The sequence below is a fragment of the Micromonospora sp. NBC_01392 genome (assembly GCF_045040125.1).
GTDB lineage: Bacteria > Actinomycetota > Actinomycetes > Mycobacteriales > Micromonosporaceae > Micromonospora.
In genome coordinates this window covers 2228014-2250529 of record NZ_CP109549.1, presented here as the reverse complement: position 1 = coordinate 2250529, position 22516 = coordinate 2228014, and the positions used below count along the sequence as shown (strand labels likewise).

Annotated in this window: 22 protein-coding genes and 6 pseudogenes; 6 read left to right on the top strand and 22 right to left on the bottom strand. The window is 70.1% G+C overall.

From position 1 onward, the window contains the following. Positions 1-85 precede the first annotated feature (85 nt). Positions 86-241 (top strand): annotated as a pseudogene (locus OG767_RS10520) (XRE family transcriptional regulator); the annotation flags it as partial. Between the two features lie 385 nt (positions 242-626). Here the strand turns inward: OG767_RS10520 and OG767_RS10515 are convergent. From OG767_RS10515 to OG767_RS10470, 10 genes are all read right to left on the bottom strand, one after another. Continuing rightward, the gene (locus tag OG767_RS10515; RefSeq protein ID WP_405093214.1) at positions 627-1748 is read right to left on the bottom strand and encodes a fatty acid desaturase family protein; all 1122 of its coding nucleotides are present in this window, start codon (positions 1746-1748) and stop codon (positions 627-629) included. A 62-nt stretch (positions 1749-1810) separates the two neighbouring features. Next, complete coding sequence (locus OG767_RS10510; protein ID WP_405094184.1) at positions 1811-2056, bottom strand: hypothetical protein; 246 nt, start codon at positions 2054-2056, stop codon at positions 1811-1813. 155 nt (positions 2057-2211) lie between these two features. Continuing rightward, complete coding sequence (locus OG767_RS10505; RefSeq protein ID WP_405093213.1) at positions 2212-3264, bottom strand: glycosyltransferase; 1053 nt, start codon at positions 3262-3264, stop codon at positions 2212-2214. Continuing rightward, entirely contained in the window at positions 3261-4397 is a 1137-nt protein-coding gene (locus OG767_RS10500) for a glycosyltransferase (RefSeq protein ID WP_405093212.1), read from the bottom strand. The genes OG767_RS10505 and OG767_RS10500 overlap by 4 nt, the downstream gene beginning before the upstream one ends. Before the next feature lie 118 nt (positions 4398-4515). Next, complete coding sequence (locus OG767_RS10495; protein ID WP_405093211.1) at positions 4516-5529, bottom strand: glycosyltransferase family 4 protein; 1014 nt, start codon at positions 5527-5529, stop codon at positions 4516-4518. Beyond that, entirely contained in the window at positions 5526-5699 is a 174-nt protein-coding gene (locus tag OG767_RS10490; protein WP_405093210.1) for a hypothetical protein, read from the bottom strand. Before OG767_RS10490 ends, OG767_RS10495 begins: the two co-directional genes overlap by 4 nt. Positions 5700-5737: 38 nt before the next feature. Beyond that, positions 5738-5923 carry a hypothetical protein gene (locus OG767_RS10485; RefSeq protein WP_405093209.1) on the bottom strand — a complete coding sequence of 62 codons (186 nt, stop codon included), beginning with the start codon at positions 5921-5923 and terminating at the stop codon, positions 5738-5740. A 65-nt stretch (positions 5924-5988) separates the two neighbouring features. Further along, on the bottom strand, positions 5989-6789 hold the full coding sequence (locus OG767_RS10480; RefSeq protein ID WP_405093208.1) for a SigB/SigF/SigG family RNA polymerase sigma factor: 801 nt from the start codon (positions 6787-6789) through the stop codon (positions 5989-5991). 143 nt (positions 6790-6932) lie between these two features. Next, a complete protein-coding gene (locus tag OG767_RS10475) occupies positions 6933-7664 on the bottom strand; it encodes a GAF and ANTAR domain-containing protein (protein WP_405093207.1) in 732 nt (243 codons plus the stop codon). Between the two features lie 84 nt (positions 7665-7748). Next, positions 7749-8477 (bottom strand): GAF and ANTAR domain-containing protein, encoded by a 729-nt coding sequence (locus OG767_RS10470; RefSeq protein WP_405093206.1) that lies wholly within the window; start codon positions 8475-8477, stop codon positions 7749-7751. Between the two features lie 594 nt (positions 8478-9071). Here OG767_RS10470 and OG767_RS10465 point away from each other — a divergent pair. From OG767_RS10465 to OG767_RS10455, 3 genes and pseudogenes are all read left to right on the top strand, one after another. Further along, the gene (locus OG767_RS10465; RefSeq protein ID WP_405093205.1) at positions 9072-9377 is read left to right on the top strand and encodes a lipopolysaccharide assembly LapA domain-containing protein; all 306 of its coding nucleotides are present in this window, start codon (positions 9072-9074) and stop codon (positions 9375-9377) included. Positions 9378-9380: 3 nt separating this feature from the next. Further along, a pseudogene (locus tag OG767_RS10460) lies at positions 9381-9755 on the top strand (DUF5994 family protein); the annotation flags it as partial. Between the two features lie 97 nt (positions 9756-9852). Next, positions 9853-10368: pseudogene (locus tag OG767_RS10455) on the top strand (SPFH domain-containing protein); the annotation flags it as partial. Positions 10369-10474: 106 nt separating this feature from the next. Here the strand turns inward: OG767_RS10455 and OG767_RS10450 are convergent. The 5 genes and pseudogenes from OG767_RS10450 to OG767_RS10430 form a co-directional block, all read right to left on the bottom strand. Continuing rightward, the gene (locus OG767_RS10450; protein WP_405093204.1) at positions 10475-10828 is read right to left on the bottom strand and encodes a hypothetical protein; all 354 of its coding nucleotides are present in this window, start codon (positions 10826-10828) and stop codon (positions 10475-10477) included. Positions 10829-11166: 338 nt separating this feature from the next. Further along, positions 11167-11316 (bottom strand): annotated as a pseudogene (locus OG767_RS10445) (universal stress protein); the annotation flags it as partial. Between the two features lie 115 nt (positions 11317-11431). Beyond that, positions 11432-11542 (bottom strand): annotated as a pseudogene (locus OG767_RS10440) (universal stress protein); the annotation flags it as partial. Next, positions 11517-11933: a hypothetical protein gene (locus tag OG767_RS10435; RefSeq protein WP_405093203.1), complete on the bottom strand. Its 417-nt coding sequence runs from the start codon at positions 11931-11933 to the stop codon at positions 11517-11519. The gene OG767_RS10435 and the pseudogene OG767_RS10440, both read right to left, overlap by 26 nt. 144 nt (positions 11934-12077) lie before the next feature. Next, entirely contained in the window at positions 12078-12704 is a 627-nt protein-coding gene (locus tag OG767_RS10430) for a TetR/AcrR family transcriptional regulator (RefSeq protein WP_405093202.1), read from the bottom strand. 38 nt (positions 12705-12742) lie between these two features. Here OG767_RS10430 and OG767_RS10425 point away from each other — a divergent pair, with 38 nt between their 5' ends. Next, positions 12743-13069: a rhodanese-like domain-containing protein gene (locus OG767_RS10425; RefSeq protein ID WP_405093201.1), complete on the top strand. Its 327-nt coding sequence runs from the start codon at positions 12743-12745 to the stop codon at positions 13067-13069. A gap of 398 nt (positions 13070-13467) precedes the next feature. Here OG767_RS10425 and dmpG read toward each other — a convergent pair whose 3' ends face one another. From dmpG to OG767_RS10405, 4 genes and pseudogenes are all read right to left on the bottom strand, one after another. Further along, positions 13468-14523: a 4-hydroxy-2-oxovalerate aldolase gene (gene dmpG, locus OG767_RS10420; RefSeq protein WP_405093200.1), complete on the bottom strand. Its 1056-nt coding sequence runs from the start codon at positions 14521-14523 to the stop codon at positions 13468-13470. Beyond that, positions 14520-15467 (bottom strand): acetaldehyde dehydrogenase (acetylating), encoded by a 948-nt coding sequence (locus OG767_RS10415; RefSeq protein WP_405093199.1) that lies wholly within the window; start codon positions 15465-15467, stop codon positions 14520-14522. Before OG767_RS10415 ends, dmpG begins: the two co-directional genes overlap by 4 nt. Further along, positions 15464-16291 carry a 2-keto-4-pentenoate hydratase gene (locus OG767_RS10410; RefSeq protein ID WP_405093198.1) on the bottom strand — a complete coding sequence of 276 codons (828 nt, stop codon included), beginning with the start codon at positions 16289-16291 and terminating at the stop codon, positions 15464-15466. Before OG767_RS10410 ends, OG767_RS10415 begins: the two co-directional genes overlap by 4 nt. 217 nt (positions 16292-16508) lie before the next feature. Further along, positions 16509-16779, bottom strand: a pseudogene (locus OG767_RS10405) (transposase family protein); the annotation flags it as partial. A 528-nt stretch (positions 16780-17307) separates the two neighbouring features. Between OG767_RS10405 and OG767_RS10400 the strand changes: the two are divergent. After that, entirely contained in the window at positions 17308-17898 is a 591-nt protein-coding gene (locus OG767_RS10400) for a TetR/AcrR family transcriptional regulator (protein WP_405093197.1), read from the top strand. On the opposite strand, the gene OG767_RS10395 is transcribed toward OG767_RS10400, so the two are convergent. The 3 genes from OG767_RS10395 to OG767_RS10385 are packed head-to-tail and all read right to left on the bottom strand — an operon-like array spanning position 17847 to position 22464. After that, positions 17847-19844 carry a S9 family peptidase gene (locus tag OG767_RS10395; RefSeq protein WP_405093196.1) on the bottom strand — a complete coding sequence of 666 codons (1998 nt, stop codon included), beginning with the start codon at positions 19842-19844 and terminating at the stop codon, positions 17847-17849. The two genes, OG767_RS10400 and OG767_RS10395, sit on opposite strands and share 52 nt — an antisense overlap. Continuing rightward, complete coding sequence (locus tag OG767_RS10390; RefSeq protein ID WP_405093195.1) at positions 19841-20809, bottom strand: ABC transporter ATP-binding protein; 969 nt, start codon at positions 20807-20809, stop codon at positions 19841-19843. The genes OG767_RS10395 and OG767_RS10390 overlap by 4 nt, the downstream gene beginning before the upstream one ends. Next, a complete protein-coding gene (locus OG767_RS10385; RefSeq protein ID WP_405093194.1) occupies positions 20809-22464 on the bottom strand; it encodes an ATP-binding cassette domain-containing protein in 1656 nt (551 codons plus the stop codon). The genes OG767_RS10390 and OG767_RS10385 overlap by 1 nt, the downstream gene beginning before the upstream one ends. Positions 22465-22516 lie beyond the last annotated feature (52 nt).

Genomic DNA, 22516 nt, shown 5'->3' with positions numbered 1-22516 from the left:
GCCGCTTCTGGAGCAGGCAGCGCAAGACGCCCCAGCGTTTCGGGGCGGGTGTTGGCCCTCTCGACGATGAACTGCTCTTCGTTGACTCGTCCAGCGATGGGAGTCCGGCGCAATCACCGCGCCCCGCCCCGTCTACGCCCGCGCCCTGGAGGTCGTCACCGGGCTACCCATCTCACTGCTCGGCTTCGCCGCGGTGCCCGGTGGGCATGTCACCGACGACGAACACGGCGGCCACGACCTGCCCGCTACAACACGTCGGCGACGTAGGTCGCCGCTGTCCGGGAGCCCTTGACCCCTCGCTTGTGAGTTCTGGGCGCATCGTCCGGTGAAGTGCGCCCCCATCTGCGACCTCGGATGGCTGTCCTGGTCTGGCCACCAACGGCTGTCCGAGTTCCGGCCCGTTGCTGTCACCGTTGCTGTCGGCAGCAGCGGTCCAGACTCCGCTTACGATCCTGACCGATGATGGAATCGGGGCTCTGGGCGCTCGGCCTGGTGCTCTGCGGCGGCTTCAGTTGCCTGATGCTCTGCGCGACAGCAGCGGCGTGGGCCGCATGGCCCGCAAGGCGGAAGTGATGGGCGCCGAGCCGGGCAGCCTCAGACATTGAAGCGGAACTTGGACGGGTACGTCATCGAAGATCGACGTTCTCCACCTCGCGCAGCCGCGCCGCCGGTCCCGCCGGCTCGACGGATGACGCGGTTTCTCCGGCCGGCCGGGCGTTGCGCCCCACACTGTGCAGGTGGCGCAGCGCCTGCCGATATGAGTCGAGCAGGCCGGTTTCGACGTAGGGCAGGTCGTGCTCGCGGCAGAAGGCGCGGACAATCGGCCGGGCCTGGCGCAGTGCGGCGCGGGGCATGCTGGGGAACAGGTGGTGTTCGATCTGGTGGTTCAGGCCGCCGAGCAGGAAGTCGGTCAGCCGGTTGCCGCGGACGTTGCGGGAGGTGAGGATCTGGCGGCGGAGGAAGTCCACCTCCTCGTCCGCGCCGAGGATCGGCATGCCCTTGTGATTGGGGGCGAAGGCACATCCCAGGTAAAGCCCGAAGAGGCCCTGCTGCACGACGACGAAGGCCAACGCGCGCAGCGGGGACAGCACCACGAAGACCGCGATGAGGTATGCGGCGGCGTGCAGCCCGAGCAGGAGCGCCTCCCGGCCGCGCTCCCGGTAGGTGGACCGGGACAGCGCTCGGACGCTGGCCACGTGCAGGGCCACGCCTTCCAGCAGCAGCATCGGGAAGAACAGGAGCCGCTGGTGGCGGGCGAGCAGCCGTCCCGCGCCGCGCCGCCTGCGGGCCTGTGCCCCGGTGAACGCGAGAGCTTCGCCCGCGATGTCGGGGTCGCGGCCCTCGGTGTTGGGGTGGGCGTGATGGCGATGGTGTTTGTCGACCCACCAGCCGAAAGCGAGCCCGATGGCCAGGTTGCCGTACACCAGCCCGACCAGGTGGTTGGCGCGCCGGGTCCGGAAGATCTGCCGGTGGCCGGCGTCGTGGCCGAGGAAACCGCTCTGGGTGAAGACCACGGCGAGGTACACGGCGGTGGCCAGTTGCCACCACGAGTCCCCCACCAGGACGAAGATCGTCCAGCCCGCGGTGACCAGCGCGGCGTTGACGGCGATCATGACCAGGTAGTAGGTCGGGCGCCGCTCGAGCAGGCCCGCCTGCCGCACCCGGCTCAACAGTTCGGCGTAGTCGCTGCCGCGACGGCGCTGCGACCCTGGCGGCGCCGCTCCGATGGTCTGGTCGATGATGCTCATGGATCCTCCCGGCAGTGGACGCTCAGCACGTCGCCGGGGTCTGGAGCAGACGTCTCTCCAGCCTACTCCGCCGCCCGGGCGGCAGGGCGCTCCGGCGATCGCACCATCGCCCCGGTGAGCGCGGCCACCGCCACGGTGGTGAAACCGACCCGGGCGTCACGGGCCCCGTACGGCAACCACAGCCCGCCGGCGGGGACGAGCCCGCCGCAGGAGTAGACGACGTTGGGTACGTATCCGTCCCGGTCGGCCTCGTCGGGTGACAGAAGCGCGCCGGGGAGCCGCGCGACGACCCGTTCCGGTCGGTGCAGGTCGAGCAGGACGTCCAGCGCGGTGGCGCGCGGTCGATGAGCGCCTGCGCGCGGGTGCGTACCAGGGCGGCGTCCTCAACCGGGACGAAGCTTGACGACGACGCGGCGCGGATCCGGGGCGAGGGTCACGCCGTGCCGGGCGGCCCCGGGGCCGGTCACGACCACCGCCGGGCGTGCTGGAGGGTGGAGATCAGCGCGAGGGTGGATTCGGCGCCCTGGTTGAGGTTGGGTCCGTGCGCGGTCAGCCCGTCGTAGCCGCCGCCGGTCGCCGGATCCCACATCCGCGTGCCGACGTCGTTGTCACCGAGGAACCACCCCACCGCCTGCCGCACCCCGGCATCCCAGGCGGGATCGCCGGTGACGTCGGCGGCGGTGGCGCAGGCGTCGGCGAACGCGGCGACCTCGATCGGCTGCTGATCGTGGCGCCGCCGCGGCGCACCGCGTTCCCAACCGTCGGCGGGTACCACCGACAGCCGCCCGTCGCGCAGTTGGAGGTCGCGCAGCCAGGTCAGCATCCGCAGGCCGCCGTCGAGGGACGGACCGTCGTGGCGCAGTTGGCTGGCGGCGATGACGACCTCCGCGAGGGCCGCGTTGGCATAGGTCAGCCGTGCCTGTGGCCAGGGCCAGAGCGGGTCGGCTCCGGGGGCGCCGATCGTGCTGGCCGCGTCCGCCAGCAGTGCGGCCGCAGCGGCGTGGGCCGGGTGGCGGCGCAGCACCTCGACCGCGCCGAGCCCGGCGAAGGCCATCGCGTGCGGGGTCGGGGCGCGTCGGGTGGCACCCCGGCTGAAGGCGACGAGCGCCTCCTCGCGGATCCACGGCGCGGGGCTGCGGGCCGCGGCGGTGCCGAGCCCCCACAGCGCGCGGCCCCACCAGTCGCCGAGCCCGGGCTCGTCGGCCCAGCGCCGGTCGTGGCCGAGCCGGTTGCGGAAGGCGCCCCGGGTGTCCTGCGCGTGGGTGAGGAACGCGAGGTAGCGCTCCGCCAGCCGGAGCACCTCCGCTGCGGGCTCCGGCTCGCGGCTGGTGACGACCAGTCCGCGGGCGACGTCGTCGGTGCAGTAGCCGTGCTCGCGCCGGACGATGGCGTGCCGGGCGTGCTCGAACAGGCCGGTGTCGTCACTCAACCGGCTCAGGTGCGCGAAGCTGGGCCGGGGCGTCGGATGTCGGCGGCCGCTGCCCGGCAGGCTGGACAGCCCGGTGGTCGCGGTCACGCCGGCACCGCGCTGACCGCGGGACGGCGGGCGGTAACGAGCCGCTCGGCGAGCGCGGCGTAGCGGGCCGCCACCGCCGGCCAGCGCAGGTCCGCGGCCAGCGGCCGGATGCGGCCGGCCAGCCGCGCGCCCATGCCCGGTTCGGTCAGGATCCGCCGGATCGCGTCGGCCAGCGCCGCCGGGTCCTGATGGGGTACGACCAGGCCGGGGCCGCCGGTGAGCAGCTCGACGGCGTGCGGGAAGGCCGTGGCCACGACGGGCACCCCGGCGGCCACCGCCTCGATGAGCACGCCCGAGGTGACCTGTTCGCGGGAGTCGTAGGGCAGGACGACGACGTCGGCGGAGCGGATCAGCCGGCCGAGGCCGGCTTGGTCGTGGTAGACGTCCTGGTAGTCCACGGCGTGTGCGATGCCCAGCTGCGCGCCGAGCCGGTGCAGCCCCGCCCGGTACGCCTCCCCCTGGTGCTCGATCACCTTCGGGTGCGTCCGGCCGGCGACCGTGTAGGTGGGGGTCGGTTCGAGGTCCTGTAACCGTGCGAGGGCCCGCAGCGACCACTCGATGCCCTTGCCGGGGCCGAGCAGTCCCCAGGTCAGCAGGTGGGGCCGGGCACGGCGGTCGGCGGGTACGCGGACATGGTCGGCGGCGCCGTGCGGGATGACCGTCACCTTGTCCGGACGTACGGTGTAGCCGACGAGCAGCCGGTCGCGCGCCGTGTCGGTCATCGTGACGACCGCTCCGGCGGCGGTCACGATCTGTTCCAGCAGGGACTTCTGCCGGGCCGAGGGCCGGCGGAGCACGGTGTGCAGGACCACGATGCTCGGCACGGTGAGCCGGCGCAGCAGCGGCAGGACGTCCTCGCCGTCGGCGCCGGGGTAGATCCCGTACTCGTGTTGGACGACGGCCACGTCGAAGGCGTTCAGGGCCGCCGCGGCGTCCCGCCAACCGGCCTGGGTACGGGTCGACCAGGTGTGCACGACCCCGGGTCCGGCCCGCAGGTCGTCGCCGCGGTCGGTGACCCGGACGATGCCGGAGCGCGGATCGCCGGCGGTCAGCTGGGCGGCGAGGGCGGAGTTGAAGGTGGCCAGTCCGCACCGGGTCGGCGGGTGGGTGCTGAGGAATCCGTAGCTGTGCATGGTGTCGGGCCTTCCGGTTGTCGGCCGCCCCGAGGTGCGGGGACGGCCTCACGCGGTGTCGGCGCACGCCGGCCAGCGTGTGTGGCCGGCGGAACGGGTTCGTGGGCGGTGATCGGGTTCAGCGGTGCGATCGGCGCGTGAGGTGGTCGTAGACGGCGAGGTAGTCGGTGACCATCCGGTCCGCGCCGAAGCGTTGCCCGGCCCGGGTCCGACAGGCGGCCCGGTCCAGCCCGGCGGCCCGGGCGACGGCGTCGACGGCCTGCTCGACGGCCTGTACGAGGAACCCCGTCACCCCGTCGTCGACGACCTCCGGCATCGATCCCCGCGAGTAGGCGACGACCGGCGTGCCGCAGACCATCGACTCCACCACCGACAGGCCGAACGGCTCGTCGAAGGCGATCGGGTGCAGCAGCGCGGTGCTCGCGCCCAACACCTCCGCACGACGGCGAGGGCCGATCGAGCCGAGGAAGACGACCTGGTCGCCGTCGATGTGCGGGGCCACCAGTTCGGCGAAGTACCGCTCGTCCTGCACGATGCCGCAGATGGTCAGCGGCCGACCGGCACGGCGGGCGATCTCGATGGCGGTGTGGGTGCCCTTGTCGGGATGGATCCGGCCGAAGGCGGCCAGTCCGGGACCGGCGTCGCGGGTGAACGGCAGCCCGGTGAGGTCGACTCCGTGGTGCACCGTGGCGACGTAGTCGAGTTCGGCGCTGCGGTCGGCGTCGGAGATGGACACGTAGGACGAGCGGGCCCGGGCGTACGCGGGGAGGATCCCCGCGCCGGAGAAGCCGTGCACGGTGGTGAGCAGCGGAGCGCGGCAGTGCTCGGCGAAGGCCAGCGGCAGCCAGTCGAGGTGGCTGTGGACCAGGTCGAACTCTCCGGAGCGGGCCATCGTGTGGGAGACGTGCATCGCCTCCCACACCCGACCGTCCAGGTCCGGATCGTCGGCGTACCCCCGGGGGCACACGCCGTCGAGGTCGGCGGAGGTGACGGAGTCGAGCGTCGCGAAGAGGGTCACGTCCACGCCACGGGTGACCAGCCCTTCGGCGAGCAGACCGGTCACCTGCTCCCAGGGACCGTAGTGGTGGGGCGGCGTGCGCCAGGCGACCGGACCGAGCAGGGCAACCCTCACCGGGACGGCGCGTCGGCGAGGTCGGCCGGATCGAGACGCAGGGTGGCGAGCAGCCCCGCGTGTTTGGCGGGGTCCACCCGCTCCGGCAGCTCCCGCTCGACCCACTCGGCTCTGGTCTGCTGTCCGCGCTCGCGCAGCGCGGCAACGATCCGGTGTCTGGCGATCCTCATCGTCTATCCCCTCGATCAGTCGTTCGGGACGGTCGTGGTCAGCGGTCGGCGAACGTCGTGACGAGCACCAGGGGCAGAAGCAGGACGGCCACCAGGAGGAACACCCGCAGGCGGAGCGCGCGGACGTCAAGGGCCCGCCTGACCCGCCCCCCGAAGGTCATGGGGGTGGATGTCCCGCTGACCGGCGGCGACGACCCGGCAGCGGCGATCGGACGAACGGCCACGTCATCGTCTCCTGGTGATCTCGACGATTCGGCCTGACTGCTTGAGCGGTCCGGCCGGCGAACGGTCAGCGGAGCATCCCGGCTCTCAGTTGGGCCAGCGAACGGCTCAGCAGCCGGGAGACGTGCATCTGGGACAGCCCGACCCGGGTGGCGATCTGCGCCTGGGTCAGGTCGCCGTAGAACCGCATGGTCAGGATCCGGCGTTCGCGTGGGGGAAGCGCCGCGAGAAGCAGCCTGAGGGTGAGATGATCGTCCACGGTCGTGTATCCCGCGTCGGCTGCGCCGCTGAGCGTCCGGCGATCGGTGCCGTCGGCACCGGGCCGTGGCTCGTTCAGCGACGCCAGGCGATAGACACCGAAGGCGGCGACGGCGGCCCCGAGTTGGGTGACGGTCACCTCCAGGTCGTCAGCGAGCTCTCGATCCGTCGGTTGGCGGCCGTGTTGCTGCGCCAGCCTGCCCCGGGCCTCGGGCACCTGTGCACCCAGTTCCTGGGCCGCCCGCGGGACCCGGATCGCCCAGGCCGTGTCGCGGAAGTGCTTCCGGATGCCGCCGAGGATGGTCGGGACGGCGTAGGCGGCGAACGGCACGCCCCGGCTGCCGTCGTATCCGTCGACGGCCTTGATCAGGCCGAGCGCGCCGACTTGCGCCAGGTCGTCGTAGGACTCCCCGCGACCGGTGTACCGGCGGGCGAGTCGACCCGCCATCGGCAGGTTCGCCTCGATGATCCGGTTCCGCAGCCGTGCGCGGTCGGGATCATCGGCGTTCAGGGCTGCGCGTTGACGCAACAGTTGTTCGCTGTCCCCCGTGGCCGGGCTCAGCGGTGGAGGGGACGAAACGGCTGTGGATGTCACGGCGGAGGTGACCATTGTTCCAATGCCCCTAACGGGCTGGTGGCGGCGAGACTGGCGGCCACCGGGGACCCGGGCGACACCGTAACCGTACGCCTTCATCCCCCCGACCGACACCCGGATGGGCTCTGGGAAGCGCACTCGGGTGTCGAACCCGGCCGTCAGCCGGACCGGTGGGTGACCGGGCCTGGCGCGAGCTGCTCGGAGCCGTCGACGATCGCCTGGGACAGCTCGGACAGTCGCCGGTTGCGGCTGCGGGCACCGTCGCGCAGGATCGCGAAGGCTTGGCCCACGTCCACCTGTAGGCGTTCGGCGAGAACGCCCTTGGCCTGTTCGATCAGGACGCGGCTGTTCAGGGCGGTCTGCAGCTGTTCGGTGAGGATGTCACGCCGGTGGATGGCGCGGTGTTGCAGCAGTCCGATGGTGGCCACGTCGGCGAGCGCCTGACCGATGCGGAGCTTGTCCTCGTCGAGGGCCCCCGGCCGGACGTCGAAGAGGTTCAGCGCGCCGATGACCTCGGAGCGCAGGCGCATGGGCAGGGCGTGCACCGCGGCGAAGCCGACCTCGGCCGCGGCGGCGGTGAACCTCGGCCATCGGGCAGTGGTCAGGCTCAGGTCGGCGACCGACACCGGTTGCCCGGTACGGAAGCAGTCGAGGCAGGGCCCCTGGTCGGTCTGGAGCTGGAACAGCTCCAGCAGTCGGGTGCGTTCGGAGGAGGCGGCGACCAACTGCAGCGTGTCCCGTTGGTCGGTCAGGAGCAGCCCGGCCGCCGACACTCCCAGCAGCTCGACACACCTCTCGGTCAGCACGTGCAGGAACTCGATCACGTCGAAGTCGTCGACGAGAGTGTCGGCCATCTCCACGAAAACGTCGGCCAGCGGGGTCTCGGCCATGTCAGTCACCTCGGCAATCAGGGGTTCCGCCGGTCGCCCGACGGGATGGTCCGTAACGCGCCGTCCCGGCGCCGGTCTGCTTGTTCACCCGATCCGGTCACCAGGTGTCCCGGCCGGTCCGAGACGCAGTCGCCGGGCGACGACGTCAGCTGCCACGTCCCGGAGGCGCCGGTCCCGGGAGTACGCGTAGGCGCGTAACCGGATGAGCGCCACCGCCGCGGTCACTCCCAGCTGGACCGTGATCATGCCGGTCGCCTGGTGCACCTCGGGGTGGTGCAGGCCGGTCCCCTCGGGCCACTGATCGTCCCGGTCCACCCCGTGGCGCGTCGCGTCGTCCAGCAGGACCGCGCATGCCGTGTCCGCCAGGACCAGCGCGTCGGCCAGTTGCTCCGCCCCGAGGTCACCGGCGCGGGCCCGGTAGAGGTCCAGGACACCGAGGCGGATCCCGCCCACCCGTAGTGGCAGCGCGAACACCGCGCCGGCCCCGGCGAGCACCGCGGCCGGCGCGAACACCGGCCAGCGGTTCCGGCACTCCGGCACGGTCAGATCGGCGACCAGGACAGGTCCACCGGTGGTCGCGTCCACGCAGGGCCCCTCACCGAGGGTCAGGGTCAGCTCTTCCAGTTCCGACGCGGTCCGGTCCGTGGCGTACACCAGTTCGCGCGGCGTGGCGTCGAGGACCACCGCGACGGCGGCGGAGTCCACGCTCGCAACCGAGACCGCCGCCGCGCAGACATGATCGACCGCGACGGTTCCGCCCCGGGCGGCATCGACGAGAGCAGCCCGCAGCCGCAGCCGACGATCGACGTTCACCGGATCGCCGCGACCCGGGTTGTCCTTGCCCACTGCCGACTCCGACCCGGATCAGTCGAACGGACGCGCTGTCATACCGCGCCGAGGTCCCGGGCGACGATCACACCGTACTCCCGCGTGACACCGCCGCACGATCGACGGCCCACCGGACCGCGACGGCTCCGGCGGCTGACGAGCCGGTCGCGGAGGCGTACGCTTGCGGTGTCGCTCGGGACCCCGGTGGCGGACAGTTCGCCGTCGGCGGACGCACCCCACCGATCGAGGCCCCCCGTGTCGGCCACTCACCACACCGCATCCACCGGTCAGGTCGGCGGAGCTCCGACGCTGTCCTGGCCCGGCGCCTCCCTCGCAGCGGCACGTCGGACCGCGACGGCCCGTCGCAGGCCCGCCACTCATCCAGGCGCGCCTACGGACCACGACGTCCGGGCGCGCGACATCCTCGTCGGAAGGCGGCGGTTCGTGATGACCGCACCCCGAAACAGTCATGTTCGCCCCCTCCCGCCGGACGGCCGCGACGGCACCGAGGCTTCTCGTGCGACGCCCCGGCGGCCAGCGGTGAAGCGCTCACGGGTCGGCGGCGTATGGGTCGCTGCCGTGGTGTTCGCGTTCGTCCTCCTGCTGCTCCTGATCTTCGTACTGCAGAACGGGCAACGTGCCGAGGTGTCGTTCCTCGGCGCACACGGCACCCTGCCGATGGGGGTGGCGCTGCTGCTGGCCGCGGTCTTCGGGGTCCTGCTCGTCGCCCTCCCCGGCACCGCCCGGATCGTGCAGCTGAGAATGCTCGACCGCCGGCCCCGGACACAGCTCGGCGGCCCGGCCGGGTCCGGCCCGACTCCCCCGTCGACGACCGGCGTCGCCAGCGTCCCGCTGCCGCCCCGCCCATCCCGTGAGGACGGTTGAGCGATGTCCGTCACCCCGCGACGAGCCCCCACGACCCCCGCGCCGGTGCCGTCCGCGCCTCGGCTCGTCCTCGCCCCTGCCCGGGATCGGGCGGTCCTGGACGGCGGGTGGTGGCCGCGGTCCCGGAACCCGGCCGCCGAACTTCCCGGCCTCGTCCTCGCCCTGTCCGAACGCCACGGCCGGATCCGGCATCTCATGCTCAACCTCCGCACCTGGGAAAGCCGTATCCGCCGGTTGACCGTCGGACCGGACGTGATCCGGATCGGCTGGTTCGACACCCTCGACCCCGCCCTGCTGGTCGTCACCACCGGGCGCGACGTCCAGGTCGATCTGCTGGTGGTGCCGCCCGCCACGCCACGGGCGGCAGCCGAGTGGGCGATGGCGACCGCCGCCGACCCGACCAACCTCAGGCGCGCGCCCGACATCCTGGCCGGCGCACCGGGCGGGCTCCGGGCCGCGGCGGCGACCGGCTCCGCTGCGGACGCGGTGTGGGACAACGAGGGCGGCAGCATCGCTCCGATCGGCCGCCGCCCGAGCGGTACGGGTCGTCAAGCAGTACGAGCTCGGGGTGGTGTTCCGCTTCGGCCGGGTGCGCGAGGGTAGCCGTGGCCCCGGCCTCATCACCACCATGAGCGTGCCCGCGCAGGACGGCATCACCCGCGACAACGTCTCCGTACGCGTCGACGCGGTCGTGTACTTCCGCGTCGTGGACCCGGTCAAGGCACTGGTGAACGTGCAGAACTACCTGTACGCCGTCTCCCAGGTCGCACAGGCCTCGCTGCGCGCGGTGATCGGCCGCGCCGACCTCGACGAGTTGCTCTCCGACCGGGACAAGCTCAACGCCGAACCCACCGGCATCATCGACACACCCACCGAGGGCCCGTGGGGTGTCAAGGTCGAACGCCTCGAGGTCAAGGACGTCGCGCTGCCCGAATCGATGAAACGCTCCATGTCACGCCAGGCCGAGGCCGAGCGTGAACGCTCGGCCCGGTGACCGCTTCGGTCACCGGGCCGAGGCCCGTCGGCGGACGGTCATCCGGTGGTGGGTGGAACCGACGCGCCGAGGAGTGCCGGCGGCTCTCCGTCCAGCGCGGCGATCAGTTCGCGACCGACGAACTCGTCGTATCCGGTGCCGAGGGGCGAGGTGGGCCATCGATCTCACGAAGCCGTTCCGCAGCCCGGCGATCCGCGATGGCCGCCACCCACGCGAGACCATCGACCTGACCAACGGCGCACCTCGGCGCAAGCTGCCACACCTCGACGAACACCGCCCGGGTCACCGCGACGGCGACCGACGGGCGGCCCACAATCTCACACACCTGGATGAAGACCACGCGGACGAGACGGCGGTAGAGGCGACCGAAGGCGGCCCGGTCACGGTCGGCGACCCGCTTGACGAGGTCGTTCGCGGATTCTGGGCCGGGGACGACATAGACAGGGGAAACAGGCATCCGATGCTCCTGGTGGTGCGCCTGCGGCTGGGGCACCACCAGGGACCAGGGCGGCCGTTCCGCCCCACCCTACGCCATCGCGCCGGCCATCGAAGGTGGTCCTCAGCCGGAGCTGACGACCGCCGTGGCAGCGGTGCGCAGGCCGCCCGCGACCTCCCTCCCGGGTCGTCGCGGGCGGTGCCGGTGCGGCCAGCGGTGCCGGGTTGCCGCGCCGCGCACTGGGTGCACGGCGCGGGCCCGGTCACCGTGCCCGGCCGCGACGAGAACCTCGAAGCGGCTGGGAACGACGCGTGCTGTACGCAGTGCTGGCTGACCGAGCCGAGCAGCATCCCGGCGAAGGCGCCGTGTCCCCGGCTGCCCACCACCAGCAACTGCGCCCCGTCCGCGGCATCCAGCAGCACCTGAGCCGGATGCCCTCGTACCACCTGGGTGGTGAACTGGACGGGCGCACCACCTCTGGCCACGTCCGCGACCGCCTCCACCAGCATCTTCTCGGGTGATCGCCGCGATGCTCACATCCTCGAACACCGCCGGCGACCACCCGTAGGCGAATGCGTACTCCGCCGGGTCGTGCCACGCGCCGACCACGTCGACGACCCGTGCGTTGCTCAGCTCCGCCTGGGTCACCGCCCATCGCAGGGCGATCCGTGAGCCCGGTGATCCGTCGACTCCGACCACGATGCGCCGGTCATGTTCCTCGGCCTGGTCCGTCATGTCGAACTCCTCTCGGCCGTCCGTCACCTGACGTCGTCCACTTCAGCCAGCCGGTGCGTCGCACCAGCGGGATCCGGGCCCAGAAGGTGCCCAGGCCGAGAGTGTTGCCGGCGCCCGACAGGGCCAGGACGACCAGCACGGCGGCGTAGACGAGGTGGTCGTCCATGAACGGATTGTTCGCCGGGGGGACGACGGTCCACATCATCAGGGTCAGCAGTGCTCCGGCTCCGGCCGCCAGCCGCATCGCCACGCCCAGGACCAACGCGAGGCCGATGGCGAGCAGGGCGCCCATGAACGGGACATCGGTCAGGCCGACGCCGGCGATCGAGTGATAGAAATCGGCGAGCGGGCCTGTCGCCGCAGTTCCCAGGAATCCCTTGGCACCTCCCATGTCGGGGACGCCAAGGAACCAGGCTGGTGTGCGGAAGCAGAAAGGCTACCTCCCGTCTCCGAGAAGTGGCCTTTGACCTGCGCGGGCGATCCTGCGCGCTGACGCGTACGACGAATCGGGGCACCCAGGGGCACGGCCGGATTCTTACGGGCTGGATCGCATCGCCGCGTGGGCGAGGCGGGTAAGGCCAGCTCGTATCCGTTGTTCGCCGAGTTCCGGCAGGAGTGCGGCTACGTGTTCGGCGGCCAGGGCGGCGAGTAGGGCGTGGGCGGTGTGTTCGGGGTCGGGTGTGGGGCCGAGCAAGATTGACATGTGGCGGTGCCAGAACCGGTAGGCGCCGATCCGGTACCGGGCACCGGGTGTCGAGGTCTCTGACATTCGGATCAGGGCCAGGTGTTCCAGCAGGTAATCGAGGTAGGCCTCGATGAACGCGGCCAGGCGTTCCTCGGCCGGTGCGCCGGGGCCGAGGGGCGGCGGCCCGTGCAGGATCGCCTCCTGCAGCACGGACTCCCGGGAGTCCAGCAGCGCTGCGGCCAGCCCGGACTTGTCGCCGAAGCGGCGGAACAAGGTGCCCTTGCCGACACCGGCGGCTGCCGCCACCTGGTCCATGGATACCGCTTCGACGCCGTGTTGGGCGAACAGTCTGCTCGCGGCCTCCAGCACGGCGGCGCGGTTACGTGCCGCGTCCGCGCGCTCCCTGGCTGGTGGGGTGCGCAGGAACTCCAGAGGCGTTGCAGAAACGGACTGCGGTCCGCTATCGTGGTGAAGCACAACCGGACTATAGTCCATATCCCTCGGAAGGTAGTGACATGACCGCACTCATCACCCGCGACGAACTGAAGGCAGCGATCGACGCCGGCTCGGTGGCTGTGCTGGACACGCTGGGCGGCGAGTACTACGCCAAGCAGCACCTGCCCGGCGCCATCGAACTGGTCCTGGCCGACGTGGAAGCCGAGGCGTCCGCCCTGCTTCCCGACCGCGGCGCCGCAATCGTCACCTACTGCTCCAACCCGGCCTGCCCCAATAGCGGACAGGTCGCCGACCGCCTCACCGCTCTCGGTTACACCAACGTGCGGAAGTACCGCGAGGGCATCCAGGATTGGGTGGAGGCCGGGCTCCCCACCGAGTCCGCCTGAGGTCTGCCGAGGGAGGAGCAACGTCGAGCGCTTGCCCTCCCTCGGCAGTCACGCGCATCCGTCCGGCGCACGAAGCCCGTCAGGCATTCAGGGGGGCACGAACAGCACGGATGGCGAGCCCGCCCCGCTGCCGCAGGCCGCCGATCACTAGGTCGGCATCGGGTGATCACTTGAAGGCGCCGGGTCCGAGGTCGATGACGTGGTCGGCGAATCGGTCAACGACACCCACGGCAGACCTCGCCGCCCGCGCCCGGCGCATGCCCGACATCTTGGGTGACACGGCGAGCGCCGGTCCTCGATCGACCACCTACGCTGGTTGGCTTTCCGGAGCCCGGGCACCATCAACGCGGTTGATGACGGCCGGCCCCGCAACACCGACCGCGGTCGCCTGGTCCTCGTCACTCCTCATGGCACCGAGGTCCGCCTTGTCGGATGGCGGCCGGCTCGTCATCCCGAGGCGCCAGCATGAGGGCGATGTCCACGATCAGGTCCTCCTGGCCGCCGACAAGCTGCCTACGGCCAGCTTCGACGAGCAGCTCCCGCACATCGACTCCGAACCGCTGCGAAGCGGCCTCGGCGTGCCGCAGGAACGAGCTGTAGACGCCGGCGTACCCGAGCGTCAGCGTCTCCCGGTCGACGCGGACCGGGCGATCCTGGAGCGGGCGGACCATCTCCTCGGCGGCGTCCTGAAGGGCGAACAGGTCGCACCTGTGTTTCCAGCCCTGCAAATTGGCAACGGCCACGAAGGGCTCGATGGGACAGTTGCCCGCGCCGGCGCCCTGGCCGGCCAGGGAGGCATCGACCCGGTTGGCGCCGGCCTCGACAGCGACCACGGAGTTCGCGACGGAGAGCGAGAGGTTCTCGTGGGCGTGTATCCCGATCTCGGTGGACGGGTCGAGGACATCCCGGTAGGCGCGGATGCGCTCGCGGACGCCGTCCATGAGCAGCCGGCCACCGGAGTCGGTGACGTAGACGCAGTGCGCGCCGTACGACTCCATGAGGGCTGCCTGGCGGGCGAGCTCGGCAGCCGGCGCCAGGTGACTCATCATCAAGAACCCGGAAACGTCCATGCCGAGGTCGCGGGCGGTGGCGATGTGCTGGGCGGCCAGGTCCGCCTCGGTGCAGTGGGTGGCCACCCGGACGGAGCGAACACCGAGGCGGTACGCCTGGCGCAACTCGGCGATGGTCCCGATGCCGGGCAGCAGCAGGGTGGTGAGTCGGGCGTGGCGAATGTTCGCCGCGGCGGCCTCGAGCCACTCCCAGTCGGTGTGCGAGCCGGGGCCGTAGTTCAGCGAACTCCCGGCCAGGCCGTCGCCGTGCGAGACCTCGATGGCATCGACGCCGGCGCGGTCGAGCGCGGCGGCGATGCGGCCGACCTGCTCGGGTGCGAGCCGGTGCCGGATGGCGTGCATACCGTCGCGGAGCGTGACGTCCTGGATGAACAGGCGGGTCATGCGAGCGCTCCCCTGCCCGCGGTCGCCCGCGCGATCTCCTCGGCCACCCGAAGTGCCGCGCTTGTCATGATGTCCAGGTTCCCGGCATATCTCGGCAGGTAGTGGGCAGCTCCCTCAACCTCAAGAAACACCGAGACCTGGTGGGTCACCGGCACACCGCCGGTAAGGGTGTGCACCGGCTGGTCGGACGGCACCTGCGCGATCTGCACCCGCTGCTTGAGCCGGTAGCCGGGCACGTACGCAGCGACTTCGGCAACCATCGACTCGATCGAGGCAACGATGTCGTTGTGCTGGCCGGGGTGTGGGGCGTCGACCAGACAGTAGACGGTGTCGCGCATGATCATGGACGGCTCGGCCGGATTCAGCACGATCATCGCCTTGCCGTGCGCCACACCCCCGACGATCTCAATGGCGTGAGCGGTGGTCTCGGTGAACTCGTCGATGTTGGCTCGGGTGCCCGGGCCGGCGGACCTCGACGCGATGGCGGCGACGATCTCGGCGTACGGCGTGTGGGCGGCACGGGTGACAGCGGCGACGATCGGAATCGTGGCCTGACCGCCGCAGGTGACCATGTTGACGTTCGGTGCGTCGCTGTGCTCCGCCAGGTTCACGGCCGGCACCACGAACGGCCCGATAGCCGCAGGTGTCAGGTCGATGAGCCTCTTCCCCAAGGGCATCAGCCGAGCGGCGTTCGCCTGGTGGGACTTGGCCGACGTGGCGTCGAAGACGATCCGGATCCCGTCGAAGTCAGGCATCTCCAACAGTCCCTCGACACCATCTGAGGTGGTGGGTACGCCGAGCCGGCGAGCTCGCGCCAGCCCATCGGAGGCCGGATCGATGCCGACCATGGCCGACATCTCGAGGTGCTCAGAGAGACGCAGCACCTTGATCATCAGGTCGGTGCCAATGTTGCCGGACCCGATAATCGCCACCTTCGCCCTCATCGGGCCACCCCGCCAAAGGTGAACGACACCGAGCCGAGCGCGGAGAACTCGGCGTTCACCACCTGGCCGGATCGGATCGGACGCATGGGACCGAGCGCGCCGGAGAGCACCAGCTCACCGCTGCGCAGCGGGCAACCCAGATCGCGCAGCTGGCGCGCGAGCCACACCACAGCGGTGATCGGGTCCCCCAGGCAAGCAGCCCCTGACCCGGCGGAGACCTCCTCGCCTTCGACCGACATGGTCATCGAGACGTCACGGGGCTCGAACTCATCAAGTCCCCGTCGCACCGAGCCCAGGACAAAGGCACCGCTTGAGGCGTTGTCCGCCACAGTGTCGGCGAAGGTAATGTCCCAGTCCTGGATCCGGCTGCCGCAGATCTCGACAGCAGCGACGGCGTGGTCGATGGCCTGCCGTACCGGGCCCGCGTCGAGGTTGCCGTCCGCGAGGTCCGCCCCGAGAACGAACGCGATCTCGGCCTCAGCCCGTGGCTGCGGCACGGCGTCGGCGGGCACGATGTCACCCGAGGCGTACTGCATGTCGGCGAAGAGCACCCCGAAGTCCGGCCGGTCCACCCCCAGTTGGGCCCGCACCCCCGGCGAGGTCAGACCGATCTTGCGCCCGACGGCCCGGGCGCCAGCCGCGATCCGCTGTGCCACCAGCATCCGTTGGACGGCGTACGCCGCGTCCACGTCGCCCCGCCCGATGAGATCGCGCACGGGTGCACACGCGATGCCGGAGGCCGATGCCCGAGCAAGTCGGTCCGCCGCCAGCAGCACGGCGTCGTCCGTCCGGGTGGTCGCGGTTGATGTCGTCAGGTTATCCACGTCCCTCACGATCGAGGTCGTGCTCGGGCGAAGGCAACAGCGGCGTACCGCTGAGCGATACGAGCCCCGTAGACCTGCCGACCGCGGCACCCACCAACGACCTGACAAGTACGTTGTCGCCCGGCGCGGCTACGACTCCTTGGCGCCGGCTTCGGCGCGACGCGCGAAGTCGCCGCTGGTAGTGGGTTGTTCTGGCGCGGTATTGGTGTCGGCATAGACCGAGAGTGTCGATGACTCGGTGCGCGGCGGAATGCGACACTCCGAACTGCGGGCCGATCTGCCGCATCGTCAGGTTCGTGCGCCGGTAGACAGCCACCAGCAGCACCCGGTCGGCCAGGTCGAGGGCCCACTGCCGGCCCGGCCGACCGTCAGCGATTCCGTCTCCGCCAACCTCGGCGACCAGCCGGACCAGCTTGCTGAACTGGGCGGGGTCAGCCCCCGTGAAAGGGAGGATCCACTCCTGGCGGGCTACGGGAGATCACCTGCACCCACGCATCCTCGGTGATCATCCCCAACGGACAGACGCCGGGGCCACGAGGAGTACACGCCTATCACAGAGAGGACGACGTGAGCAGCCAGTACATCGTCATCACCGGCGGACCCGGAGCCGGCAAAAACCACGCTGATCGACAGGCTGCGGCGTGCCGCCAGCCAGCTCAGCACCCTGCCCCGCAGCGACGTCTCCTCGCGCGTCACGTTCATCCAGCAACACACAGCAACCATCGATCCCGGAGCTCCGGGATCACCCCGTCTGAGCTGCCCCGAGTTACGAGACGTCCCTTGGACAAGAAGATCATCAACCAAGGGCTGTTTCCATTGGCGTTCGGGGTCCCCGCGGGACCTCAGGAGGTTAAAGATCAAGTTAGCGCTCCTGCCCGGGGATTGTGATCACGGATCGGTGAGGACCTGCCCGCTGGAGGACCCGCAGCGATCCTGCCGACACCTGCCCAATAGCGGCCCGGGTAAGGTGCAGCACGTTGCCCACAGCCCGACGCCGAGTGATTCGAGGTGGCCCGATGGCTGCTGCCGTACACAGCGAACCGCTGCTCCCGGAGCCCGGAACACCGGCCGATGGCATCCTCACCAAAGCCACCCAATTTGTGCAGGCCACCGGCGCGACGCACGCGTCTCTCCGACAACTCGCCGCCGCCTTCGGCACAAGCCACCGAATGCTCCAATATCACTTCGGCACACGCGAGAAGCTGCTCGGCGCGGTCATGTTGAGGCTGCGGAAAAACGACCTTGCGGAACTGAGCGCGTCGGCAACCAGCCGTGCCGACTTTCTGGGACGCGCCTGGGAGCTGTATCTGACCCCGGGTCACCAATTTCAAAGCAGGCTGTTCTTCTCGCTTGCCGGCGCGGCCATGGAGGACCTCGAGGCTCACTCGGCATTTCTCGGTACCGTCGTCACTGGTTGGACACCGACTCTCGCCGCGCTGGGCCGGGCAGAGGGTCTTTCGGACCATGACGCGCAGAGCGAGGCGTGGTTACTCGTGGCGGCGTTCCGTGGCCTGCTGTTGGACATGTTTCTTACCGGCGACCAGGCTGCCGCTCGTCAGGCGTTCGAGGCGCTGTTGCGGATGGTGGCCCCGTCGGTCGCCTCGTGAGGGGGCAGGTATCGGCACACCCAGTCAAGCAACGCCTCGTTCTGAGCCGTTCGGGCACGTGGGTGACCGAAGCCAATTGACGCCGCGTGCGGCGTACCGGGCACCCGTAGCATCTCGGTAACGCAGCCATGGATATGCAGTGCCGCGTACAGCTGATCCGACTGGCTCGCCGGCGTACGTTGGTCGCCCTCGTTCTGAATGAACAGGACCGGAGTGCGGCAGTTGGCCGCGTAGGTGGTCACCGACGACCGAGCGTAGACGCCCGCCGCCGCTTCACCCGCCCCGTACGTCGCGCCGATCCACGGCATGAAGAGCGGGCCGATGTCGGAACCGATCATCGCCGCCCAGTCCAGCGCCGGAGAGTCCAGAACCGCACAGGCGAACCGATCGGTGTGCGTCACGGCCCAGCCGGCGAGAAACGCTCCGGCCGAGATCCCGAACGCGGCAAGTCGGTCCGGGTCGGCAAGCCCCGCTGCGACGGCCCCGTCAACCGCCGCCATAAGGTCCGCCAACTCCGCCTGTCCCCACCTGCCGTGATTGGCCTTGACGAATTCGGCGGTGTAGCCGGACGAGCCGCGGGTGTTCGGAAGAAACACCCCGTACCCGGCGTCCGCAAGCAGGAGGTGATCGAAGCTGTACGCGTGGCCCCAACATGCGACCGATGGACCGCCGTGCAGTGACACGACCGTCGGCAAGGGACCGGCTGCATCCACCGACCTCAGGTACCAGCTTTCCACCGGGGTTCCGTCCGGTGACTGTACGGTCAGCGGGTGGATCTCGTAGCTGCCCAGGAAGGGGACGCCGGAGTTTAGGGCAGTCCGACGAAGTCGCGTCCCGTCGCGCAGATCCAGCGTCCAGAAGTCCGGCGGATCAGTCATCGTCGTCCGTGCATAGAGAAGGAAGTCCGCGGTCGCTGCGAACGGCACGCTGACCGCGTCGTCGTCTACCACGAGCTGCCAATCCCCGGGCTCGACCAGCGAGGTACGGTAGACGTTGACCTTCCCGCCGTGCTGGACGTGCACGAAGGCGTCCCTGCCGCCTGGACCGACGACAATTCGGGGTGACTGCAGATTGAAGAACGGGAAGTCGCCCTGCACCATCCCAAACAGCCAACCGTCGGACGGGAGCGGGCAAACGGCACGGCGCCCGTCCGGCCGCTCGACCAGAAGGCTCATCCGTTCCAGACCGCCACTGTTGAGTGTGGTGAACACGACCGAACCGTCAGCGAGCCATGCCGCCGCGGGCGCGAACACGTAGAACTGCTCGTCGTAGTAGGTCCGTTGGTCACGGCTGGCCAGATCGACAGAGCGGACAACAAAGCGCTGCCTACGATCATCCGTGTCGAATGCCGTATACAGCAGCCGAGCACCGTCAAAACTGAATGACACTGCCGCGTTCACACCGCCGTGCGACGTGACCTGGCGGACAAGGCACGTGTCCACGTCCACCAGATGAATCTCTTGACGTAAATCGTCGATCAGGCCCACTCCGTCGAGGCGCCACAACGGCTGAGTCACTCGGTATGGTGCGCCGGGGTTGCGGGGCGGCTTCACCGGCGCGGAGAACGTCAGCTGCGTTCCGTCCGGTGACCAGTCGGGGGTGACCATTCCGACACCCATCGGCAGCGTCGTCACAGGACGCAGTGTGGCCGGCTGCTCCCGCACGGAGATCACGCAGACCTGTGGCACTCCGGACACCAACGCGACGACCGCCAGGGCACCGCCGTCCGGTGACCACACCGGCGCGGACAGCCACACCGCCGACAGATCGATCTGACTCATCTCGTCGGTGGTGAGGTCCAACAGCCACAATGAGGTCCGGTCAGCCGGAACCGCGGCATCTGTGGCGGCCAGCGAAAGGGCCAGACGACGACCCTCCGGGCTGAGTGTGGCCGCCATCGGGAAGCGGAGCTCCAGCACGTCCTCTGGTCGAGCCGGCGGCTTCATCGATTTTCCTCCATCTTGGTCTCCATCGTGGGCAGGAGCGGAACGTGGCATGCCGTTCTCGACTCCGCGGAACCGACTAGCTGAGGTCGAACCCGCTCACAGGCGGTGGTCTGCCGACCGGGATACAGCGATGAGCAGCGTGCCCGAAACACACAGCCCCTGCCCGGCGGCCCGTCGTCATGCCCGCGCGCCGATGGGCCCACCGGCGGTTGGCGCCTGCGTCCGGCGCCCGGCACGGAATCGAGCAGCAATCGGGTGTACGGGTGTCGGGGCCGGCCGAGCAGGTTTGCCGTCAGACCCGCCTCGACGATGGTTCCCCGATACAGGACAGCCGCCTGAGAGCACGCAACGCTTACCACGGCGAGATCGTGGGAGATCAAGACAAGGGACAGATTCATCGTGCGCCGCAGATCGGCCAGGACGCTCAGCACCTCGGCTTGCACCGTACTGTCCAGCGCTGATGTGATCTCGTCCGCCACCAGCACCTCCGGCCGTACCGCGATCGCCCGGCTGATCGCGATCCGCTGGCGCTGGCCGCCCGAGAGCTCGTGCGGATAGCGGGCGTACTCGGTGCCCGAGAGTCCGACGGACCGGAGCAGCTCGACAGCTTGCGTCCGCGCCCTACCCGGCCGACGTGGGTCGATCACCTCGGCGATCGCCTCACCCACCGTCATCCTCGGGTTCAGCGAGGATGACGGGTCCTGGGGGACGTACTGGACTCGCCTGGTGCCCCGCCAACGACCGTCCGCCCAAAGGCTCTCTCCGCCCAGGGTCACCTCACCGTTCAGCGGACGCATGAGGCCGGAGATGACCCGCGCCAGCGTCGTCTTGCCGGACCCGGACTCACCCACTATGGCGAAACTCTCCCCGGCAGGAAAGGTGAGGTGGAGGGCGGACAGGATGGGCGGCGCTCCCCTGCTGTACGACGTGGTCAGGTCCGATACGCGCAGGTCGTGGCCAGCCATCAGAGGGACGCCTGTCGTGTTGAACTGACCATCGTGGTTGTGCCCCAATCTGCGCGGCTCAAGCTCGGGGTGGCGTCGAACAACGCCTTGGTGTAGGCGCTCGACGCCCGACGAGCTGCCAGGTCCGAACCGGTCAGCTCCTCGGCGAGGCACCCGCGGCGCATGATCAGGACGCGATCACAGATCTCGGCGAGCACCCCCAGATCATGCGAAACGATCAGAACTGACATGTCCCGCTCACGTCGCAACCTGCCCAGAAGGCGAAGGACGTTTGCCTGTGTTGTCACGTCGAGAGCCGTGGTGGGCTCATCGGCGATCAGCATCGACGGGTTCATCATCAACGCCATCGCGATGACGATTCGCTGGCGCAGGCCCCCCGAGAACTGATGGGGATAACGCCGTAACGCGGCAGCGGGGTCGGGGACACCCACTTCGGTCAGACGGGCCAGTGCTTCCGAGCGCGCCTCGGCCCTACCGCACCGCCGATGCCGAAGCAGAGCCTCTGTCAGTTGCCCCTCGATTCGCATGGTCGGGTTGAGTGCCGCCAACGGGTCCTGAAAGACCAGGCCAACCTTCATGGACAGCGCGGTGGAGCGTTGCGCCCGGACGTCGACGCCGAAGAGGGCCAGCTCAGCCGCCTGCGACCGGAGGCCAGGCGGCAGGACATCCGCGATGACGTTCACCACCGACGACTTACCGCTGCCGGACTCGCCACAGATTCCGACGATCTCTCCGTGCCCGATGGTCAAGTTCAAGCCGTCAACGATCGGGGTCGGTGAGGCGCCGTCCGTCTCGACAACCAGTCCTCGCATCCGGACGAGGTCCTTCGACGATCCGGACGGCGTCGCCGGGGCGAGTTGGCGCGATCGAGTACGACGTCTGGCCGGCAGGGCGGCTCGGCGTTGCGGACGGCGCTCAGATCGTGCGGCGAGGCCCTCGCCGATCAGGCCGAACGCCAGGCCGACCAGCGTGATGCCCACTACCGGACCAACGACGTGCACCGGATTCGTGTACATCGCGGACAGACCATCGTTGAGGAGTTGTCCCCAGTCGTACGCCGGCGGTTGCACGCCGATCCCCAGAAAGCTCAGCGCGGACAGCGCCAGCACCGCGGTCCCCATCGCGACCGAGGTGAACACCAACAGCGGCTCAGCCACGTTGGGAAGGATGTGTCGGACCAGTATCCGCCCGCGACCCACACCGGCAAGTCGCGCAAGGGCGACGTAGTCGCGCCCGGCAACGGATGACCCGAGCCGGAGGCTCAACCGCGCGAAGGCCGGCACCATGGCGACACCGATGGCGTAGACCGAGGTGGTCACGCCCGGGTTCAGGATCGAGGTGACGAGCACGGCCACCACAATCGGCGGGTACGCCATCAGCAGGTCGATGAAGCGGCCACCGATGGTCCTGACACGCCGCCCACCCAGGGCCAGGCCCGCGCCGACGCTGACCCCGACGATCGCGGCGAGCGCGGTGGCGGCGACTGCCATGAGCAGGGTCAGACGGGCCGCGTCCAGAGTGCGCAGGAGGTTGTCCCGGCCGAGCGCGTCGGTTCCAAGCACGTGGTGGGCGGTCGGGCCGGAGCGGGCAAGGCCGGAGAGCGAATCAGCCCCGGCTCCGATGGTCGGCGGGGCGACCATCGCAACGGCCACCACCGCGAGCAGGATGCCGCAGCCCACACGCAGTGGGGCGGACCATCGTCTCCGC

What these genes read in the sequence shown, in the direction of transcription:
- OG767_RS10515 (WP_405093214.1), bottom strand. Translation starts at nt 1,748, where the DNA reads ATGAGCATCATCGACCAGACCATCGGAGCGGCGCCGCCAGGGTCGCAG.
- OG767_RS10500 (WP_405093212.1), bottom strand. Translation starts at nt 4,397, where the DNA reads ATGCACAGCTACGGATTCCTCAGCACCCACCCGCCGACCCGGTGCGGA.
- OG767_RS10490 (WP_405093210.1), bottom strand. Translation starts at nt 5,699, where the DNA reads ATGAGGATCGCCAGACACCGGATCGTTGCCGCGCTGCGCGAGCGCGGA.
- OG767_RS10480 (WP_405093208.1), bottom strand. Translation starts at nt 6,789, where the DNA reads ATGGTCACCTCCGCCGTGACATCCACAGCCGTTTCGTCCCCTCCACCG.
- OG767_RS10475 (WP_405093207.1), bottom strand. Translation starts at nt 7,664, where the DNA reads ATGGCCGAGACCCCGCTGGCCGACGTTTTCGTGGAGATGGCCGACACT.
- OG767_RS10450 (WP_405093204.1), bottom strand. Translation starts at nt 10,828, where the DNA reads ATGCCTGTTTCCCCTGTCTATGTCGTCCCCGGCCCAGAATCCGCGAAC.
- OG767_RS10435 (WP_405093203.1), bottom strand. Translation starts at nt 11,933, where the DNA reads ATGGGAGGTGCCAAGGGATTCCTGGGAACTGCGGCGACAGGCCCGCTC.
- OG767_RS10425 (WP_405093201.1), top strand. Translation starts at nt 12,743, where the DNA reads ATGACCGCACTCATCACCCGCGACGAACTGAAGGCAGCGATCGACGCC.
- dmpG (WP_405093200.1), bottom strand. Translation starts at nt 14,523, where the DNA reads ATGACCCGCCTGTTCATCCAGGACGTCACGCTCCGCGACGGTATGCAC.
- OG767_RS10415 (WP_405093199.1), bottom strand. Translation starts at nt 15,467, where the DNA reads ATGAGGGCGAAGGTGGCGATTATCGGGTCCGGCAACATTGGCACCGAC.
- OG767_RS10400 (WP_405093197.1), top strand. Translation starts at nt 17,308, where the DNA reads ATGGCTGCTGCCGTACACAGCGAACCGCTGCTCCCGGAGCCCGGAACA.
- OG767_RS10395 (WP_405093196.1), bottom strand. Translation starts at nt 19,844, where the DNA reads ATGAAGCCGCCGGCTCGACCAGAGGACGTGCTGGAGCTCCGCTTCCCG.
- OG767_RS10390 (WP_405093195.1), bottom strand. Translation starts at nt 20,809, where the DNA reads ATGGCTGGCCACGACCTGCGCGTATCGGACCTGACCACGTCGTACAGC.